Origin of the sequence: Alkalilacustris brevis (genome assembly GCF_003350345.1) — a bacterium.
GTDB classification, from domain to species: domain Bacteria; phylum Pseudomonadota; class Alphaproteobacteria; order Rhodobacterales; family Rhodobacteraceae; genus Alkalilacustris; species Alkalilacustris brevis.
In genome coordinates, this window is the sequence record NZ_QNVJ01000029.1 from 21,120 (window position 1) to 37,876 (window position 16,757).

Below are 16,757 nucleotides of genomic sequence, written 5' to 3' on the forward strand. Positions count from 1 at the left end.
AGCGGGCGCAGGCCGGCCGGGCAGGCCTGCGCGGGGTGTGTCATGCCTCCAACTGGGCCAGAACGGCCTCGGTCACGGCGGCAGTGTTGGCCTGTCCACCCATGTCGGGGGTGAAGGGGCCGGCGGCGGTCACGCCCTCAATGGCGCGCATCAGCCGCGCGGCGGCCTCGGGCTGGCCCAGGTGATCAAGCATCAGGCTGCCTGTCCAGAAAGCACCGATCGGGTTTGCCACGCCCTTCCCCGTTATGTCAAATGCCGATCCGTGAATCGGCTCGAACATTGACGGCGCGTTGCCTGAAGGGTCGATATTTCCGGTCGCACCATTGCCCAGGCTGCCGGTCAGCGCCGAGGCCAGGTCAGACAGAATGTCGGCGTGCAGATTGGTGGCGAGGATCGTGTCGAAATCGCCCGGCCGCGTGACCATCAGTGCCGCCATGGCATCGACAAGCTTCCAGTCCACCTCGAGCGCGGGATACTCGGCAATGACTTCGCGGCAGACCTGATCCCAAAGCACCAGCCCATGCCGCTGCGCGTTCGACTTGGTGACGATGGTGAGCCGCTTGCGCGGGCGCTGCATGGCGGCCTCGCAGGCGAAACGCGCGATGCGTTCGATTCCGGCGCGGGTGAAGATGGCCACGTCCATGCCCAGCTCGATCGGCAGGCCCGCATGGGCGCGCCCGCCGACGCCGGCATATTCGCCCTCGGAATTTTCGCGCACGATCAGCCAGTCGATGGCCTCGCCCAGTTCGGGGCGCAGCGGGCCTTTCATGCCGGGCATCAGCCGGGTAGGGCGGACATTGGCATATTGATCCAGCCCCTGGCAGATCGCCAGCCGCAACTCCCACAGGGTGATGTGGTCGGGGATGACCGGGTCGCCCACCGCGCCGAAATAGATGGCGTCAAAGCCGCGCAGGGTCTCGACCCCGTCCTCGGGCATCATCTGTCCGGTGCGGCGGTAGCGGTCCGAGCCCCAGTCGAACCGCGTGGCCTCGACGCGAAAGCCGCCATCGGTTGCGGCCAGGCGCTCCAGCACCGAAACCCCCGCTTCGATCACCTCGGGGCCGACGCCATCTCCGCCGATCACTGCAAGCCGATATGTCTTCATGCCTTCATGCCCTCGAGAATGCCGTTCACCATGTCGCTCTGGCTGCCGGTGCCGTTGATGTCGGGCGTGCGGGTGGCGGGGTTGGCCAGCGCCGCGTCGATCCCCTTGCGCATCAGCGCGGCCATCTTGCTGGCGGCCTCCAGCTTGTGCTGCTGGCCCAGCCAGTCGAACAGCATCCGGGTGGATTCGATCATCGCGTAGGGATTGGCCAGGTTCTTCCCGGCAATGTCGGGGGCCGAGCCATGCGTGGCCTGCGCCATCGCCACCGAACCGCGCCCGATGCAAAGCCCCGGCGCCATGCCCAGCCCGCCGACAAGCCCTGCGGCCTCGTCGGTCAGGATGTCGCCGAACATGTTGGTGGTGACAATGGTGTCGAAGCTTTGCGGATCGCGCACCAGCCGCATCGCCATGGTGTCGACGATCACCTCGTCGACCGTCACATCCGGGTAGTCCTTGGCGACCTCGTAGCAGCTGTCGACGAACATGCCGCAGCCCAGCTTGTAGACGGTGTTCTTGTGCACCAGCGTCAGCCGCTTGCGCCGCCCGCGCGCGATCTCGAAGGCGGCGCGCGCGACCTTCTTCGACCCTTCGACCGAGATCACCCGCACCGAGATGGTCACGTCATGGTTGGGGCGGAACTCACCGCAGCCGGCGACCACGTTGCGATCGGGCTGGAAGCCCTCGTTGTTCTCGCGCACGATCACCAGGTCGATATCGTCATGCAGGCAGCCGATATCGGGAAAAGAGCGTGTGGGCCGCACATTGCCGAACAGGTCGAAATGCTTGCGCAGGATCGGGTGTGGGTTCACTGCCTCGGGCACCTTGGGGTAGTCGCGGTGCCCGATGGGGCCGAGGATCCAGCCATCCAGCGTGCCCAGGGTCTCAAGCGTTCCCTCGGGCATGGTGTGGCCATGGGTCTTCAGCGCGCGCTGGCCGATCGGCACATCGACCCAGTCGATGGCCTGGCCGGTCATTTCCGCCGCCGCGCGCGCGATCTGCACCGAGGCGGGCACGATCTCGTGCCCGATCTCGTCGCCCTCCAGGATGCCGATGCGCAAACTCTTGCTGTCTTTACTCATACCCCTACCTTTCAGGCCGGAACCGAAGCGCGCGCCACGTCACCGGCGTCGGCCAGCGACTCGAGCGCCCAGGATTTTTCCAGAAGCTGGCCGGTGATGGCTGCGCCCACGACAAGCTCCGATTGTTTGGTGAACTTGGTGTTGATCTGTTCGTCGGTCAGCGGCACCTCGGCCGAGCCGATGGCGCGCTCCACATGCAGGCGGCTGGTGGAGCCGTCGGTCAGCGTGACCTCGATTTCCACTTCGGCCTCGTGGCAGTTCGGGTTGCTCTCGGCCTCGATCTTGCTGCGCAGGGCGACGACTTGCGCATCATTGACGATCTCGTCGGTAAAGGCCGTGGGCGCCCCGTCACCATGCAGCAGCGCGACCGAGGCGCAGTGATAGACGCTGAACTTGCCTTCCAGCTCGGTCCTGGGCGATTTGCGGCCCGTCAGTTCCAGCACCAGCGGATGCGTGCGCAGCTTCACGGCGGCGATCTGGCCCACCTTGTCACCCAGTTGCTCGCGCAGCTGGATGCAGCCGTCGATGGTGGGGTGGATGACAATGCCGCAGGCAAAGGGCTTGTAGCTGTTGGTCGCCGATTCCCAACGCGTGCCCAGCCCTTCGATGATCTCGTCCCAGTCCTGCTTGTCCGACATCACCTGGGCAAAGCCGCGCGGGGCCTCGATGGCACGTTCCGAGCTGTCATAGCCCGACTCTGCCAGGAGCGCCGACATCATGCCGTTGCGCGCGGCAATGCCGGGGTGGAAGCTTTTGGTCATGGTGCCGAACTGCTCGCGCAGCCCCGAGGCCTGCGAGGCCGCAATCCCGAAAGCCCAGCGCATCTGCTGTGCATTGAGCCCGATCATCTTGCCCACGGCGGCCGCGCCGCCAAAGACGCCGGCAGTGCCGGTGATGTGCCAGCCGCGGTCATAGTGGTGCGGGTAGACGCAATTGGCGATGCGGCTTTCGGCCTCCACCCCGGCGATCAGCGCGGTCAGGAAGTCACGCCCCGAGATCGGCCGCATCTCGGCCAGCGCCAGGATCGCCGAAACCACCGGCCCCGCCGGATGCAGGATGGTTTTCAGATGCGTGTCGTCATAATCGAGCACATGGCTGGTGATGCCATTGACCAGCGCCGCATGCGCCGGGTCCAGCTTGTCCTTGCGGCCCAGCACGCTGGAGGTTTTCGGCCCCGAGAACGGCGTGAAGGCGCGCAGCGCGGCCTCGGTGGTTTCATGGTCGGCCCCGCCGACGGCGCAGCCCACCCAGTTGACGAAAGTGCGCAGCCCCTCGCGGCGCACCGGGTCGGGTATATCGCTGTCTTTCAGCCCGACAACCCAGTCGGCCAGAATCTCTGTAACCTTGGGGATGCCCAGGTCGGCTTCCTGATGATGTGCGTTCATATCTGTTCTCCTTAAAGCAGACCGCGGGCGATGCCGCCGTCAACGTTGATGGCCTGGCCGGTGACATAGCTGGCCTTGGGGCTTGCCAGCCAGACGACCATGGCGGCGATCTCCTCGGGCTGGCCGAAGCGGCCAAGCGGGATGTCCTTTGAAAACTCGGCAAGGATTTCCTCGCGCGGGCGGCCCTCGTCGGCCGACATCTTGTCGGCGCGGTTGGTCCAGAGCGGGGTGAGCGTGCGCCCCGGCGCGACCAGATTGACGCGGATACCGCTGGCTGCGAATTCGGCCGCAAGCGTCTTGTTCAGCCCCAGCAGCCCGGCCTTGTGCACGTTCGACGCGATCTGGTGCTGATAGGGCATCTTGGAGGCCGCCGCGCCCAGCGTGACGATGGCCGGCGCGCTCCCCTTTGCCAGCGCAGGCTCCAGCGCGCGGATGGCGCGCACGGTCGAGAGCACGTTGAAGGTATAGTTATTGATCCAGTCCTCATCGCTGAGATCGGCAAAGGCCGAGCGGATCGAGCCGCCCACCGCCGTGACCAGCACATCGAGCGCACCACCCCAGCGGCGGGCAACCTCATCGGCCAGCACCTCGCCGGCGTCGGGCTGCGTCACATCGCAGACCAGATGCGCGGGGGGCTTGCCGCTGGTGGCGGTTGCGATCTCGGTGGCGGCTTCCTCCAGGTTCTGCGCCGAGCGCGAGGCGATGACCACATCGGCGCCCTCGGCCACGAATATCTGCGCCGCGGCCTTGCCGATCCCGTAACTGCCGCCCACGATCAGAACGCGGCGGCCTGCAAATTCAAGGTTCAAGGCGAACTCCTCTCAGTTTTCCGTAAAGTCTGAACACCAGCAGCACCGTCGAGGCGACGATGGCGATGCGCAGAACGTGAAAGGCGGTGACGATCTCGGCTTCCAGGTCCATGAACTTGGCCACCAGCACCATCTCGGTCACGGCCGCCGGGGCAAAGCCGAGAAACGCCGTGGTAAAGGCCACGCCGGTGGCAGCGGAAAAGACCCAGGCGCCAAGTGCCGCGCCAACCACAAGGTATAGCGAAATGGCCAGCCCGGCAGCCGTGACGCGGGGCAGGGCGCCCAGTTGCTCGCGCCGGAACTGCGCGCCCAGCCAGGTGCCCAGCGCGATCTGCGCCACCACGATCACTACGCCCGGCACATGCACATGAAAGACACCCGAGATGCCCAGCGCCATGCCCACAAAGATCGGGCCGACCAGCCAGGGGTTGGGAATCGGGGTGGGCTTGAGCGCGCGCGCGCCCAGATACCCCAGCAGCAGCGCCACGGGCACCAGCCAGACGGTGCCGGTGACCTCGTCCGCGATCAGGGGCGGGGTGCCGCGCTCGCCCAGAAAGACCACGATGAAGGGCACCAGCCCCACCACGCAGGCCACCCGCAGCGCATGAACCACCGCGACCGATTGCGTCACACCGCCGAATTTCTGCGCCACGCGGGCCATGTCGGCCACCCCGCCGGCGGCAGTGGCGAAAAACGCCGTCACATGATCAACCCGCGCCAGCCAGCCGAACAGCACCGCCGCCGACATGGTCAGCAAGATCACATAGATCGTGCCGAGAAACATCGCGGGCAAAAGGCTCATGGTGGCCAGCAGCAACGGCAGCGTGAAGCGCATTCCCACTACCACGCCGATGGCGACCTGACCCAGCTCGCGCCCCATGGGCATCAGCGTGGGCCGCAACCCCATGAGCGACATCGCCGCCCAGGCGAAGAACGGCCCCAGCATCCAGGGCAGGGGAATACCCGCCCAGACCGCGATCGCCCCGGCAATGACCGACAGCGCATAGGTGCGGCCAAGCTGCCGCCAGAGCGTCACATCGCGCAGCAGCGGTGGAAGGCGGCGGCCGCCACCCCCCTTGCCATTCTCTGGTTGCGCGCGCCCGCTCATGCTCAGCCCTTGCGCAGAAGCGCCATAAGTCCGCGCACATCCGAAAGCTTGTCGAACTCGGCCACGCGGGCCACGACCTCATCGGCCTTGGCCTTGTCCCAGCCGGCGAACTCGGCGCATTCGTGGAACTTCTCGGCGACTTCGTCATAGCTCATCGGGATTGCGGGGCTGCCGCGGCCGAAATCGGCCTTGCCCGAGATCACCTTGCCGTCGTTGAGCGTGATGTCGATATAGGTGGTCATCAGGTGATAGCCTGCGGACTCGGCACGCTCGTCGATGACGAAATCGACCTTCTTGATGAACTCCTGCACATCGGGGCGCATCACCACCTCGTCGGTGAATTCGTTGAGGCCCGCGCGCCCTTCGATCAGCAGGATGGCCATGCAGAACTCCATCGAGAACTTGGCCTGCAGCTCGTTGGTGGGGCGGTGGTGAATCAGTGCGTTGGGCATGTTGGAGTTGGTGCCCACGCGCACATGCTTCACATCCGCCGCCTTGATGTCGTTCTCGCGGATCAGGCGCAGCATCTCGGTCATGCCCGGATGTGTGAGCGAGCCCGACGGGTGCGGCTTGATCGACACGCCGGGGCTGTCGAAGGTCCAGGGGTTGCCCAGCTTGCCGTGGATGGAGTCGTGGTCATACCCGCCGCCCGCGGCCGAGAAGAAGCCGCGCGGCGCCTCGAGGATCGTGGGGGCCGCCGTCCAGCCATAGGAGGCAAACTGCGCCGCGACGATCCCGCTTTCGGATGAGCGCCCAGCATGGAAGGGCTTGGTCATGGTGCCGAAGTTCTCGCGCAGGCCGGCCGACTGGCTGCCGGCGATGGAGAGTGCGCGCAGCATCGCATCCTCGTCCAGCCCCATGAGCCGCCCGGCGGCCGAGGCCGACGCATAGGTGCCGCAGGTCGCGGTGGCGTGGAAACCGGTCTGGTAATGGCGGGGGTTGATCGCCTCGGCGATCTTGCACTCGACCTCGACGCCCAGGTGATAGGCCAGCATCACATCCGCGCCCGAGCTTCCCAGCACCTCGCCCATCGCCAGCGCCGAGGGTAGCGCGGGGGCCGTGGGGTGCGTGAGCAGGCCATAGACGCGGTCCTTGCCGACCGCCAGCTGGGTGTCGTCGTAATCGTCGGCATGGATGCCCACGCCATTGGCAAAGGCGGCAAAACGCGCCGGCACGATCTTGTCCGAGCCGATCACCGTGGCGCCATTGCCGTTGCCCGCGCCGATATCGGCAAGGTGCTGGCGCACGTATTCGCCCGATTGCGCAACCGAGCCCGACAGCGCCAGCCCGAGGCCGTCGAGGATCGATTTCTTGCCGTTTTCCACGACAACCGCCGGCAGATCCGACAGATTCGTTGTCCGGACAAACGCGCCAACCTCGCGGGTGAGGCCCGAATCATGGTTTGCCTGGGCTGCGGTCTTGCTCATGTTTTGACTCCTTAGATAAACCTGTGATTGTCTGAACCCTTACAGGGTATTTGGGGGGCCGTGTCGCAAGGTCGCGTGGCCGCTGCTGCCCCGTAGAAAGCTTGCCAGTCGAGAATTGTCAACATTTCTGGCGGGCAATTCCGGTGCAGGGGAAGGTGGCCGAATCCGCCGGGTGTGCCTGCTGTGCCCTGAAATAAACATATAAAACAATGATTTGATTAGGGTTTCCCCGCGGCGAAGACCTCTTGCCGGTCTAGGGGTTTTGCGTCTGATTGTTTGAAGTTCTACGCTAACATATTGGTATCAAATGTTTTATGTGGAGGTGCATCAAAATTGTTGACAGTATGTGCAAATCTCATAGGTTCGGGGTGTGGGCATGCTGGGCGCCCGGCGGCCGGCCAGAGCAGGTACGGCCGTTAAAAAGTTCCCATGACAGTTGGAGGAGCAAATGAACAACAACTTCACTCGCCGCGACATGCTGCGGATCGCCTCGGTAGGGGCTGCGGCCGCGACGGTGGCTTCGCCGGCCATTCTGCGGGCGCAGAGCGGCTATCCCGACCGGCCGATCAACGTGGTCATTCCGTTTGATACCGGCGGCTACAACGACCGTCTGGCGCGGGCTTCGGCGCCCTTCCTTCAGGAAGCGCTGGGTCAGCCGCTGAACATGATCAACCGCGGTGGCGCAGGCGCGCTGCTGGGTCACACGTTCTTCATGCAGCAGCCCGATGACGGCTACACGATCTCGTGCAGCTCGTTCGGGCCGTATGTGCCGCTCAACATCCTGACCCAGGATGCGCCGTTCACTGTGGATGACTTCCACATGATCAACCTGCCCTCGCAGGACTACACGCTGATGGCGACGGCGGCCGACTCGGACATCCAGGACGCCGCCGACGTGATCGCGCGCCTGCAGGAGAATCCGGGCAGCTTGTCGATCGGGATTCAGCCGGCCTCGGCCGACCTGGTGAACCTGATGCTGCTGCTCGATGCCCATGGGATCGAGCGCGACGCGGTGCGCCTCGTTACCTATGACGGTGGCGGGCCGGCCCGGAACGCTGCTGCCGGTGGCGTGGTCGATATCGCGCTGGTGGGCGGCCAGGGCTTCCTGCCGCTGCGCGAGCAGATCCGCCCGGTGCTGGTGTTCGACGAGGTCGACAACGACGACTGGGGCGGCGACCTGATCACCGACGTGTCGGGCGCGGATGCCGAGTTCGTCTACGGCTCGCAGCGCGGCTGGGGTGTGCACAGCTCCTTCGTGGAGAAGCACCCCGATCGCTACGAGATCCTGCTCAACGCGATCGAGACGGCCTCGAAGAGCCCGGAAATGATCGAATCGCTGACCAACCAGCAGCTCGCCACCGACTGGCGCGGGCCTGAGGTCTCGAACCGTGCGCTGCGCAACACCGCAGCTGTCATGGAGCAGCACATCGATCTGCTTGCGGGCACCTGATCACAAAGTGTGACGGTTGCGGGCCGTCCCGTTCAGCGGGGCGGCCCGCGCCTGTTCGGAGGAAATTGGATGGAAGAAAAATCAGGCCGCATCGTCGTGATGTGGGGGCATTTGCTGCTTCTGGCGTTCATCGCCGGCTCGATACTCTACTACTGGCTGGACGCGCGCGCGGTCTCGCTGCGGCCCAACAACCTCATCCTGGTCCAGCCGACCGCGATCCTGGCTCTGCTGCTTGTGCTGGCCGTCGTGCCACAGTGTTTTCCCAGACTGTCCGAAGAAGAAATCGAAAGAGGCACGGAGCCGCTGTCGCATTTCGCGCGGATCGGCGCGCTGATCGCTTCGTTCACCGCGTTTGCCCTGTCGCTTGAAACTATCGGGTTCGACGTGGCGACGTGGCTTTTCATGATCGTCGGCCTGTATATCTGCGGCGAGAGGCGCTGGTGGCTCAACCTGATCTTCAGCACGGTGTTCACGGTGCTTCTGATCTATGGCTACGGCGCGATCATCCCGTTCCCCTTCCCTCTGAGCATCCTGTGAGTGCCCAAGCATGATTGAATTCAATGATGTCAACGCGGCGCTGACGCTGCTCACGTCGTCGCTCGATGCCTGGATCTGGCTGATACCGGGGCTGGCCATCGGGCTGTTCTTCGGTGCCATGCCGGGGATCTCCATCACCATGGCGATGGCGATCTTCCTGCCGATGACGATGTACATGGATTTTCTGCCGTCGATCATCTTTCTGACGGCAATCTACACCGCGGCAGGGTTTGGCGGCTCGGTTCCGGCGGTGCTGATGAATATTCCGGGCACGTCCTCGGCGGTGGCCACCACCTTCGACGGCTACCCGATGTCGCGCGCCGGGCGCCACAACGAGGCGCTTGGCGTGGCGCTTGCGGCCTCGGTGATCGGCACGCTCTTCGCCTATATCCTGCTGATGTTCCTGATCGCGCCGGTGTCGCGCGTGGTGCTCAAGCTTGGCCCGCTGGAGTTGTTCGCCGTCGCCGTCTGGGGGATGCTGCTGCTTGGCTCGCTTACCGGGCGGTCGATGTCGCGGGGCCTGCTGGCGGGGGCCTTTGGCGTACTGGTCGGCACCATGGGCATGAACACTGCCGGGCATCTGCGCAATCCGCTCGAATTGCCCTGGCTGTTCGACGGGGTGCCTGTCATTCCGGCAATGATGGGCCTGCTGGCGGCCAGCCAGCTTATCGGCCTGATCACCACCGATTACCTGATCGAGGACGAAGCCTCCCGCAAGATCAGCCTGAAGAAGATCATCGGCGGGATGCGGCTTGCGCTGACCCATCCGACGATCATTCTGCGTGGCTCGGTCATCGGTGTGCTGGTGGGCACGATCCCGGGGGTCGGCTCGTCGATCTCGAACCTGCTGTCCTATTCGGAAACCAAGCGCAACGCGCATGACGCCGACACTTTCGGCACCGGCAACCCCAAGGGGGTGATCGCGGCGGAAAGCGCGAACTCCTCCTCGGAAGGCGGCGCGATGGCCACGATGCTGGCGCTCGGCATTCCCGGCGGCGGGGCGACGGCGATCCTTCTGGCGGCCTTCGCCATGCAGAACATCGTGGGCGGCCCCAGCTTCATCGCCAACAACAAGGATATCGTCTACGCGATCATCTTTGCCAATTTCGCCCAGGCGGTGCTGCTGCTGGGGATCGGGCTGGGCTTTGTCTATATCGCCGGATACGTGGTGCGGGTTCCGCTGCGCTACCTGATCCCGAGTGTTCTGGTGGTTTCCACATTTGGTGCCTACGCGATCGAGGGCAACGCGGCGGGGCCGATCACGCTGGTGGTGTTCTCGGTGATCGGCTGGGCCATGGTGCGCTATGGCTATCCGGTCGCGGCAGCGGTGGTGGGGCTGCTTCTGGGCAGCCTGCTGGAGCAGAACCTGATCCGCACCAACCAGATCAGCGGCGGCGATTTCATCGGCTACGCGATGGAACGGCCGATAGCATTGGTGATCTTCGCGCTGATGGCCATTTCGATGGCGCTTTCGGCGCTGGCCAAGCATCGCCGCAAGAGCCGCCTGGCCAACCTGCCCGATCAGAGCATGTGACAGTTCTCAACGCTTGCCACCACTCAAGCAGGAAGGGGCGCAGTATCCGCGCCCCTTTTGCATTTCAGATGATCCTGTTCGCAGGGGGTCAGCCGGTGGCACTGTCCTTCGGCCCGATCAGCAGAAACTCAGCGCGTTCCTGCGCGTCGAGTTGGGAGAGCAGGCCGGTCTCCCATTCCAGATAGCGGCGCGCGGCCTCCAGGTTGCCGTCATGGCGATCATGGACAAAGCGCAGGAAGTCGATGGCCTCGTCCGGGGCGGGTTCGCGCGGGTTCGGCTCAACGGCGGCGCCGGCGCGCTCAAGCGCGGGCTGGCCGCCCTCCACCAGGGCGATACGCTTGACGCCGGCTTCGCGCAGGTCGCGGGAGGCCAGACGGGCGATTTCGGGCGTGTCGGCGATCAGCAGCGCCTCGCGCCCGCCGATCCGCTGCGCCAGCGCGGCCAGCCGCGGTCGGATTGCCCAGATTGCGCCGGCCAGATGCCCCGCGCGGTAGCGTTGCGAGGGGCGCAGGTCGATCAGCCGCGCGCCTTCGCGCAGGCGCTTGAGTGCCCGCGCCGCCGGGATGATTTCGGGCGTGTCGGGCAGGTGCGGCTGCGGCAGATCGGGCGCGGGCAGGGCGCGCAAGGCATCGTCAACGGGCGCGATCACCGGCTCATAGCCAAGTTGCCTGAGCCAGAAGGCGGCGATCGCGCTGCGCAGCCCGGTATCGCAACACAGAACCACCCGGCTGCGGCGCACCGCGATCCACTGGTCGGTGGCCTGCACAAGCTGCACGCCGGGCGCAGGGGTGGCAGCCGCGATCGGATCATCGGCCACCTCGGCCTCGGAGCGCAGGTCGAGCACATAGGTCGTGCGCCCGGCCTCGCCGCGCATCCGCGCCACCTCGGCCGCGTCGGCCGTGGGAAACCCGTAGCGCGCGATCAGGTCCTTGGCCCGCGCGCGCGAGGCGGAAAGTGCGGTGTCATCCAGCGCGGGCAGGGGGGCGGGGGTGTTGTCGCGCTCAAGGTCGAAGCCCGCCAGCGCCCAGCCCTGGGTGCCGTTCTCGAGCGCCCGCACCCGGTCGCCGGCACCGACCAATGCCATGCCGATGGCGCCGACGATGCCGCGGGTGCGGCCCGCGCAGGTGACAACAATGGGCTTGCCTTCAGGCAGCGCGGCCAGCCGGTGGGGCAATTCGCCATTGGGCAGGCATTGGGCGCCGGGCACGCGCATCTTGGCGTATTCCTGCGGCGGGCGGGTGTCGAAAAAGGCGAAATCCTTACCCGAGCGGGCCAGTTCGTGCAACTCCCCGGCCCGGATCATCTGTGGATGCCAGAGTGTTTCGGCGAGTTCGCCCAGCGTCTTGGAGGGCACGTTGACCCCCTTGAACAGCCCCAGCCCGGCCGCCTGCCAGCCCTGCACGCCACCCGCGATCACGCTGACATCGGAATATCCCGCCTCTTCCAGCCGTCCGGCGGCCCGTTCCGCCACACCGTCGCCCGCGTCGATCACCAGCACCGGCGCATCGCGTCGTGGCACCAGTTGCCCGATGATCAGCTCGAGCCGGCTATAGGGGGCGGGAATGGCGAAGAGCGGATGTTCCTCGCCGAACTGGCCGGCCTCACGCACGTCCAGAAGCGCGATTTCGCCGCCTGCGTGAATCGCAGCCTTTGCGTCTTGTGGGGTGACTGTCTTCATTGCGCGGCCTCTTCGTCTGCGGGGGCTTGCGGCTCCTGACCTGAAAAGAAGGCGCGGTAGGCGTCAAGGATCAGGTCGGGGCGCTGTTCGGCCGGGTAATGGCCAGTGGGCACCGCAAAGCCGCGCAGATCCTCGCACCATTCCGACCAGGCTTCAATCGGCTTGAAATGCCGCCCGCAATGGCTGTTCGATCCCCAGATCACCAGTGTCGGGCAGGTGATCTTGCGCTTGCCGTATTGCGATTTGTCCAGCTCGAAATCGACGCTGACGGTGGCGCGATAATCCTCGCAGACGGCGTGGATCTGCTCGGGCGTGGTGCAGCGGATATACTCGGCCATTGCCTCGGGGGCGAAGATGCTCAGCCCCACGCCTTTCTTGTTCAGCTTGTACTGAATGTAATAGTCCAGATCGGCGCAGAGCAGTTTCTCAGGGAAGGGGGCCTTCTGCGCCATGAAGAACCAGTGATAGGATTCCAGCCCCCAGCCCATCGACACATTGCTCAGCACATGATGCGTCGGCACGATGTCGAGCGCGGAAAAGCGCGTCACCCGCTCCGGCCCGTCCAGCGCCATGCGAAAGCCCACGCGCCCGCCCCGATCATGGCCGCCGATCATGAACTTGTCGAAGCCGAAATGATCCATCACGTCGAAATTGTCCTCGCCCATGGCGCGGAAGCTGTAGCCGGAATGGTCCGGCCCGCCATCGGGTTTGGAACTGTCGCCATAGCCGCGCAGATCGGGGACCACGACGGTGAAATCGCGGGCAAGATCGGGTGCCGTGCGGTGCCACATGAAATGGGTCAGCGGGTTGCCGTGCAGCAGCAGAAGCGGCGGCCCCTCGCCCGCGATGGCCACGTTGATATCGGCGCCGCGGGTCTTGACCCGTTCGTAGCGAAAGCCGGGCATCGCGGCAGGGGCGGAAATCTCGCTGGCACTCATTGACATCCTCGTGGGTTTGGGGTTGGAAGTTGTCAATTGTCTACAATATGGCGTGCCCGGGCGCAAATCCGAAATGCCCGGCGTGGTTAGGGGGATCAAGCGTGCTTATCAAGGATATCCGGGCCAGCCTGCATGGCTTTTCCATCGAGATTCCGCTGCTGGAAGGCCGCGTGCAGGGCTACGGCCGCGCCGAGCAGACGCATTTCGTCTTTTGCGAGGTCGAAACCGACGAGGGCATCACCGGCTACGGGCTGACCGGGCATTTCCTGGCCCGCTCGGTCATCGTCGCGCTTGAACAGCACGTTCTGCCGGTGGTGCGCGACATGGATGTGCGCGACATCGAGGCAATCCATCAGCGCGTCTGGCAAAAGCTCAACCCGCGCGCCATGACCGGCACGATCTCCATGGCGCTGTCGTGCCTGGACATCGCGCTGTGGGATATCATGGGCAAGGCGCAGGGCCGGTCGGTGGCGCAACTGCTGGGCAATGCGCGCAGCCGGGTGCCGGCCTACTGCACCTTCGGCTTTCCGCAATACGATATCGACCAGCTGTGCGAGGCGGCGAAACTGCATATCGACAACGGCTTTCGCGCGCTCAAGTCGGTGGTCGCGGTCGACAAGGGCGGCTGGCGCGAAGATGCACGCAGGATCAAGGCGTTGCGCGACGCAGTTGGCCCCGATATCGACCTGATGATCGACGCCAACTACCTGTTCAACCCGGTCGAGGCGGGGTATCTCTGCCGCGAGGTCGAAGACTGCAACCTCACCTGGTTCGAAGAGCCGCTGCACCAGAATGACGCCCGCGCGCTGGCCGATCTGCGGCGCAACACGCGCATACCGCTGGCGGCCGGGCAGATGGAGGGGCACCGCTGGCGGCTGCGCGAATTTGTCGAGCACAAGGCCATCGACATTCTGCAGCCCAACGTCACCTATTGCGGCGGTTTCACCGAGGCGCGCAAGGTCGCGCATCTGGCGCAGACCTATAACATGCCGATTGCCAATGGCGGCGGCTGGCCGCTGTTCAACATGCACCTGCTGGCGGGCATGATGAATGGCTGGATCGTTGAGTGGCACCTCGGAATGGTCGCCGTGGGCGAGACGATGTTCACCGATGCGCCCAAGCCCAAGGATGGCTGGATCGATATTCCCGACCGCCCCGGCCTTGGCCTGACGCTGGATCGCGACGCCTGGCGCGAAACGCGGGTCGCGCTGGACGGCTGAGTCTGATTGTTGACAATTATCGCGCCAGCATGAAATGCCGGCGCCCCGGACAAGGAAAACGCCATGAAAATCGTCGAAATCCGGGATGCGGTGGTGCCGATCTCCTCGCCCCTCCGCAACGCCTATATCGATTTCTCCAAGATGACGGCGAGCGTCGTGGCCGTGATAACCGATCAAATGCGCGACGGTCGCCCGGTGGTGGGTTACGGCTTCAACTCGAATGGCCGTTACGCCGCGTCGGGGCTGCTGAACGAGCGTTTCATGCCCCGCCTGCGCGAGGCCGACGCTGACAGCCTGCTCAACGATGCCGGCGACAATCTCGATCCGCACCGGATCTGGGATGTGCTGATGTCGAACGAAAAGCCCGGCGGGCATGGCGAGCGCTCGGTCGCCGTCGGTGTGATCGACATGGCCGTGTGGGACGCGGTGGCCAAGATCGCCGGTGTGCCGCTGTGGAAGTATCTGGCCGACACCTATCGCGGCGGCGTGGCCGACAAGGATGTCTTCGTCTATGCGGCGGGCGGCTATTACTATCCGGGCAAGGACGACACCCAACTCAAGGACGAGATGCGGCGCTATCGAGACATGGGTTATGAAGTCGTCAAGATGAAGATCGGCGGCGCCCCGCTGGATGAAGACATCCGCCGCATCGAGGCCGTGCTGGACGTGGTGGGCGAGGGTAAATTCCTTGCCGTCGATGCCAATGGCCGCTTCGATCTCGAGACCGCGCTGGCCTATGCCGAGGGGCTGAAACCCTACAACCTGTTCTGGTATGAAGAAGCGGGCGATCCGCTGGATTACGCACTTCAGGCCGAGCTTTCCAAAGTCTATCCCGGAGCTATGGCCACGGGCGAGAACCTGTTTTCACATCAGGATGCACGCAACCTTGCACGCTATGGCGGGATGCGCCCCGATCGCGACTGGATGCAGTTCGACTGCGCCCTCAGCTACGGGCTGGTCGAATACATGCGCACGCTCAAGGCCATCGGCGAAGAGGGGTTCAGCCCGCGCAACTGCATCCCCCATGGCGGGCACCAGCTATCGCTGAATATTGCCGCCGGGCTGGGGCTGGGGGGCAACGAATCCTATCCGGAGGTCTTTGCCCCCTTTGGCGGTTTCGCCGATGGCATCGCGGTCGAGGGTGGGCGCGTCGGGCTGCACCAGTCGCCCGGCATCGGGTTCGAGCAGAAATCGGCCCTGATCGACACCATGCGCAAGGCCACCGATACCTGATCGGGCAGGGCACTTGCGCCCGGCGGTTTCCAGCCTAGGCTGCGCGGCGATGACAGACAGAATCTGAGGAGGCAAGACGCATGACCACAGCCGTGGCCGACCCCGAGGAAATCACCGAGATTCGCCGCGCCGTGGCGGGGCTTTGCGCGCGTTTCGGCAATGAATACTGGCGCCGCGTGGATCGTGAGCGCGCCTATCCCACCGAGTTCGTGGAGGCGATGACCGAGGGCGGATTTCTCGGCGTCCTGATCCCCGAGGAATACGGCGGCAGCGGGCAGGGGCTGACGGTGGCGGCCAATATCCTTGAAGAGGTCCACGCGGGCGGGGCCAATGCCGCCGCGCTGCATGCCCAGATGTATACCATGGGCACGCTTCTGCGCCACGGATCGGAAGCGCAGAAATCGCACTGGCTGCCCAAGATCGCCACCGGCGAGGTGCGGCTTCAGGCCTTCGGGGTGACCGAGCCGGGCGCGGGCACCGACACAACATCGATCACCACCACGGCCGAGCGCAAGGGTGATACATACATCATCAACGGCCAGAAAGTCTGGACCTCGCGCGCCGAACATTCCGACCTGATGATCCTGCTGGCGCGCACCACCGCCAAGGCCGACGTCGCGCGCAAGGGCGAGGGGCTGTCGGTCTTTCTGGTCGACATGAAGGCGGCGCAGGGCAACGGTATGCGCATCTCGCCCATCCGCACCATGCTCAACCATGCCACGACCGAGGTTTTCTTCGACAACCTCGAAATCCCCGCCGAGAACCTGATCGGCGAGGAGGGCAAGGGCTTTCGCTATATCCTCGACGGGATGAATGCCGAACGCATCCTGATCGCCGCCGAATGCATCGGCGACGCCACCTGGTTCACCCGCACTGCCACGAAATACGCCAATGAGCGCGTGGTGTTCGGCAAGCCCATCGGGTCGAACCAGGGGGTGCAGTTCCCCATCGCCCGCGCCCATGCCGAGGCCGAGGCCGCAAGGCTTATGGTCTATCGCGCCGCCGGGCTTTTCGATGCGGGCGAGAAATGCGGCCCCGAGGCCAACATGGCCAAGCTGCTGGCCGCCGATGCCTCGTGGAAGGCCGCCGACACCTGCCTGCAAACCCATGGCGGCTTCGGATTTGCCGAGGAATACGATGTGGAGCGCAAGTTCCGCGAAACCCGGCTTTACCAGGTGGCGCCGATCTCGACCAACCTGATCCTCGCCTATCTGGGCCAGCATGTCCTCGGCATGCCGCGCTCGTATTGAGGTG

General features: G+C 65.0%; 14 protein-coding genes. 6 read left to right on the plus strand and 8 right to left on the minus strand.

Annotated elements, in window-relative coordinates; translation table 11 throughout:
- Window positions 1-40 precede the first annotated feature (40 nt).
- Genes DQ229_RS04315 through DQ229_RS04340 form a run of 6 tightly spaced genes read right to left on the minus strand, consistent with a single transcriptional unit; the run spans window position 41 to window position 6,913 of the window.
- On the minus strand, window positions 41-1,105 hold the full coding sequence (locus DQ229_RS04315; protein ID WP_114965050.1) for a tartrate dehydrogenase: 1,065 nt from the start codon (window positions 1,103-1,105) through the stop codon (window positions 41-43).
- Window positions 1,102-2,184 carry an isocitrate/isopropylmalate dehydrogenase family protein gene (locus DQ229_RS04320; protein WP_114965051.1) on the minus strand — a complete coding sequence of 361 codons (1,083 nt, stop codon included), beginning with the start codon at window positions 2,182-2,184 and terminating at the stop codon, window positions 1,102-1,104. The genes DQ229_RS04315 and DQ229_RS04320 overlap by 4 nt, the downstream gene beginning before the upstream one ends.
- Window positions 2,185-2,195: 11 nt before the next feature.
- Window positions 2,196-3,569: an MmgE/PrpD family protein gene (locus DQ229_RS04325; protein ID WP_114965052.1), complete on the minus strand. Its 1,374-nt coding sequence runs from the start codon at window positions 3,567-3,569 to the stop codon at window positions 2,196-2,198.
- Between the two features lie 11 nt (window positions 3,570-3,580).
- Window positions 3,581-4,378, minus strand: coding sequence for an SDR family NAD(P)-dependent oxidoreductase (locus tag DQ229_RS04330; protein ID WP_114965053.1), 798 nt, complete (start codon window positions 4,376-4,378; stop codon window positions 3,581-3,583).
- Complete coding sequence (locus DQ229_RS04335) at window positions 4,368-5,486, minus strand: AbrB family transcriptional regulator (RefSeq protein ID WP_114965054.1); 1,119 nt, start codon at window positions 5,484-5,486, stop codon at window positions 4,368-4,370. The genes DQ229_RS04330 and DQ229_RS04335 overlap by 11 nt, the downstream gene beginning before the upstream one ends.
- 2 nt (window positions 5,487-5,488) lie before the next feature.
- Entirely contained in the window at window positions 5,489-6,913 is a 1,425-nt protein-coding gene (locus DQ229_RS04340) for an MmgE/PrpD family protein (RefSeq protein WP_114965055.1), read from the minus strand.
- Between the two features lie 448 nt (window positions 6,914-7,361).
- On the opposite strand from DQ229_RS04340, the gene DQ229_RS04345 reads away from it, so the two are divergent.
- From DQ229_RS04345 to DQ229_RS04355, 3 genes are all read left to right on the plus strand, one after another.
- Window positions 7,362-8,363 carry a Bug family tripartite tricarboxylate transporter substrate binding protein gene (locus DQ229_RS04345; RefSeq protein WP_114965056.1) on the plus strand — a complete coding sequence of 334 codons (1,002 nt, stop codon included), beginning with the start codon at window positions 7,362-7,364 and terminating at the stop codon, window positions 8,361-8,363.
- A gap of 69 nt (window positions 8,364-8,432) precedes the next feature.
- Window positions 8,433-8,900 (plus strand): tripartite tricarboxylate transporter TctB family protein, encoded by a 468-nt coding sequence (locus DQ229_RS04350; RefSeq protein ID WP_114965057.1) that lies wholly within the window; start codon window positions 8,433-8,435, stop codon window positions 8,898-8,900.
- A gap of 10 nt (window positions 8,901-8,910) precedes the next feature.
- Window positions 8,911-10,434 carry a tripartite tricarboxylate transporter permease gene (locus tag DQ229_RS04355; RefSeq protein ID WP_114965058.1) on the plus strand — a complete coding sequence of 508 codons (1,524 nt, stop codon included), beginning with the start codon at window positions 8,911-8,913 and terminating at the stop codon, window positions 10,432-10,434.
- Between the two features lie 88 nt (window positions 10,435-10,522).
- Here DQ229_RS04355 and DQ229_RS04360 read toward each other — a convergent pair whose 3' ends face one another.
- Window positions 10,523-12,112, minus strand: a complete 1,590-nt coding sequence (locus DQ229_RS04360) for a rhodanese-like domain-containing protein (protein ID WP_114965059.1) — start codon at window positions 12,110-12,112, stop codon at window positions 10,523-10,525.
- Window positions 12,109-13,050: an alpha/beta fold hydrolase gene (locus DQ229_RS04365; RefSeq protein WP_202909503.1), complete on the minus strand. Its 942-nt coding sequence runs from the start codon at window positions 13,048-13,050 to the stop codon at window positions 12,109-12,111. Before DQ229_RS04365 ends, DQ229_RS04360 begins: the two co-directional genes overlap by 4 nt.
- Window positions 13,051-13,151: 101 nt before the next feature.
- Between DQ229_RS04365 and DQ229_RS04370 the strand changes: the two genes are divergently transcribed.
- From DQ229_RS04370 to DQ229_RS04380, 3 genes are all read left to right on the plus strand, one after another.
- On the plus strand, window positions 13,152-14,270 hold the full coding sequence (locus tag DQ229_RS04370) for a mandelate racemase/muconate lactonizing enzyme family protein (RefSeq protein WP_114965061.1): 1,119 nt from the start codon (window positions 13,152-13,154) through the stop codon (window positions 14,268-14,270).
- Window positions 14,271-14,333: 63 nt separating this feature from the next.
- Window positions 14,334-15,503 carry a mandelate racemase/muconate lactonizing enzyme family protein gene (locus DQ229_RS04375; RefSeq protein ID WP_114965062.1) on the plus strand — a complete coding sequence of 390 codons (1,170 nt, stop codon included), beginning with the start codon at window positions 14,334-14,336 and terminating at the stop codon, window positions 15,501-15,503.
- Between the two features lie 80 nt (window positions 15,504-15,583).
- Complete coding sequence (locus DQ229_RS04380) at window positions 15,584-16,753, plus strand: acyl-CoA dehydrogenase family protein (protein WP_114965063.1); 1,170 nt, start codon at window positions 15,584-15,586, stop codon at window positions 16,751-16,753.
- Window positions 16,754-16,757 lie beyond the last annotated feature (4 nt).